The sequence below is a fragment of the Mesorhizobium sp. M7A.F.Ca.CA.002.15.2.1 genome (assembly GCF_003998715.1).
Classification (GTDB): Bacteria; Pseudomonadota; Alphaproteobacteria; order Rhizobiales; family Rhizobiaceae; genus Mesorhizobium; species Mesorhizobium ciceri.
The window spans coordinates 1-2,483 of the sequence record NZ_RZPI01000766.1 but is presented as its reverse complement, the minus strand read 5'-3'; the positions used below and the strand labels follow the sequence as shown (position 1 = coordinate 2,483).

Genomic DNA, 2,483 nt, shown 5'->3' with positions numbered 1-2,483 from the left:
AGACAAGCGTTTCCCGCCGTACCTGCCGCGAAATCCCAAGGATCCCTGCACCAAGGCCTACAAGGCCTATGTCGCGGCCGGTGGCCATTCAGCGTACGCAACCACTCCCTACGCACGGATAATGTCGTCGTACATAGTTTGCGGCGGCCACCTCAACGCACCATCTCAAAAGACGGCCGAAGAGTTGGCGATGAAATCCTGTCAGTCCACCCGCGGCCACTACAAAGTCACGACCGGCGGCAGTTGCGAGATCGCGGCCTCGAAGTAGGTACAGCCGACCGCAAGGTAGAGCACTTCCCTGGTAAGGGAGAGGTTTACTCCGAGGGCTTAAAAGGCTCGCGAGACAGCACCCCCCTCTGTCCTGCCGGTCAGAGGGGGGTGTTCAAGCGCCATGCTTCCCATGGACTTCGAACCTTACATGCGGAGGCTCCATGTTCGCCAAGATCCTGATCGCCAACCGCGGCGAGATCGCTTGCCGTGTCATCCGTACGGCTCGGAAGCTGGGCGTGCGTACCGTCGCCATCTATTCGGATGCCGACGCAAAATCCCTGCATGTCGAGATGGCCGACGAGGCGGTGCATATCGGCGCCTCGCCCGTCGGCGAAAGCTATCTGCGCGGCGACAAGATCATCGCGGCGGCCCTGGCAACGGGTGCGCAAGCCATTCATCCCGGCTACGGCTTCCTGTCGGAAAATCCCGATTTCGTCGACCAGGTGACAGCGGCGGGGCTTATTTTCATCGGCCCATCCGCGGCCTCTATCCGTGCCATGGGGCTGAAGGACGCCGCCAAGCGGCTGATGGAAAAGGCCGGCGTGCCGGTCGTGCCGGGCTATCATGGCGAGGCGCAGGAGATCGTGCTGCTTGCCTCCAAGGCGCGCGAGATCGGCTATCCAGTGCTGATCAAGGCGCGCGCCGGCGGCGGCGGCAAGGGCATGCGCCGGGTCGAGCATCCCGATGAGTTTTCCGAGGCGTTGTCCAGCGCACGGCGCGAGGCGAAAGCCGCGTTCGGCGACGACCGTGTGCTGGTCGAAAAATATGTCGACAAGCCGCGCCATGTCGAAGTGCAGGTCTTCGGCGACAATTTGGGCAATGTCGTGCATCTCTACGAGCGCGATTGCTCGGCGCAGCGCCGCCACCAGAAGGTGATCGAGGAATCGCCGGCGCCCGGCATGACGCCCGCTTTGCGCAAGGCGATGACGGAGGCGGCAGTGAAGGCCGCCAAGGCGATCAATTATTCAGGCGCCGGCACCATCGAGTTCATCGTCGATGCCTCGCAGGGCCTGAAGGCCGACCGCTTCTGGTTCATGGAGATGAACACCCGTCTGCAGGTCGAGCACCCGGTCACCGAAATGGTCACCGGCACCGACCTGGTCGAGTGGCAGTTGCGGGTCGCGTCAGGCGAAAAGCTGCCCAAGACGCAAAGCGAGATCGCGCTCGTCGGCCATGCCTTCGAGGCGCGCATCTATGCCGAGGACGCGGCAAAAGGGTTCCTGCCGGCGACCGGTACGCTGCATCATCTGAAATTTCCGGATGCGGCCCCGCAAGGCGCCACGATTCGCATCGAGACTGGCGTGCGAGCGGGTGACGCCATCTCGCCCTATTACGACCCGATGATTGCCAAGCTGGTCGTCCACGCAACGGACAGGCAGGCGGCTCTGGAGGCGCTTGGCGCGGCGCTATCCCGGACCGAGATCGCCGGCTCGACCGTCAACACCGCCTTTCTTGCCGCTCTCGCCGCCGATCCGGATTTCGCCGCAGGCGATGTTGACACCAGCCTGATCGCCAGGCACCAGACGGCGCTGACCGAGGTCGCGCCGCCGACCGGCGAAACCATCGCTGCCGCGGCCGTTGCGGCCTCCGGCGCCGGAGCATCGCCGTCACCCAACGATCCGTGGTCGTCGCTTGCCGGTTATGCGCATTTCCACAGCGTGGCGCGACGCACACGTTTGAAGTTTGGCGAAGACGAAATCGTGGCGAAAGTTTCGGTGCGGCATGACGGGCGGTTCCAGGTGACGCTGGACAAGCCCTATGACGACACCAATTCGCATGATTTTCGCTCAACACCACGCCTCGCCCGCTGGCCAGGCCACATCACCCTGTTCGAAGGCGCCGTCGGCTACACCTTTACGGTGCCGGACCCGCTCGCACGAGCCGACGAGGCAGCGGCGGGTTCAGGCAGCCTGCGCGCGCCGATGCCGGGACTGGTCAAGCTGGTGCGCGTGGGAAAGGGCGATGCCGTGATCAAGGGTCAACCGCTGCTGATCCTGGAGGCGATGAAGATGGAACACACCATCGCCGCGCCGCATGACGGCGTGATCGCCGAGATCGCCACCGAGGGCGTGCAGGTGACCGACGGGACGGTGCTGGTACGGTTCGTCGAGGAACAAGCCGCTTCGGCCGCTGTAGCCAGCTGACGGTTCGAAAGGCAGACTACAGGGCAAACAAGAAAATGGCCGGGGACGACCCCGGCCATTTCCCTATGC

Annotated in this window: 2 protein-coding genes; both read left to right on the top strand. The window is 64.0% G+C overall.

The features are described from left to right. Positions 1 to 268: hypothetical protein (locus ENZ74_RS34770; protein ID WP_127313190.1), on the top strand; the 268-nt coding region annotated here is incomplete at its 5' end. 163 nt (positions 269 to 431) lie between these two features. Next, positions 432 to 2,414: an acetyl/propionyl/methylcrotonyl-CoA carboxylase subunit alpha gene (locus ENZ74_RS28935; RefSeq protein ID WP_013532612.1), complete on the top strand. Its 1,983-nt coding sequence runs from the start codon at positions 432 to 434 to the stop codon at positions 2,412 to 2,414. The last annotated feature ends 69 nt before the right edge of the window (positions 2,415 to 2,483 follow it).

What these genes read in the sequence shown, in the direction of transcription:
- ENZ74_RS28935 (WP_013532612.1), top strand. Translation starts at nt 432, where the DNA reads ATGTTCGCCAAGATCCTGATCGCCAACCGCGGCGAGATCGCTTGCCGT.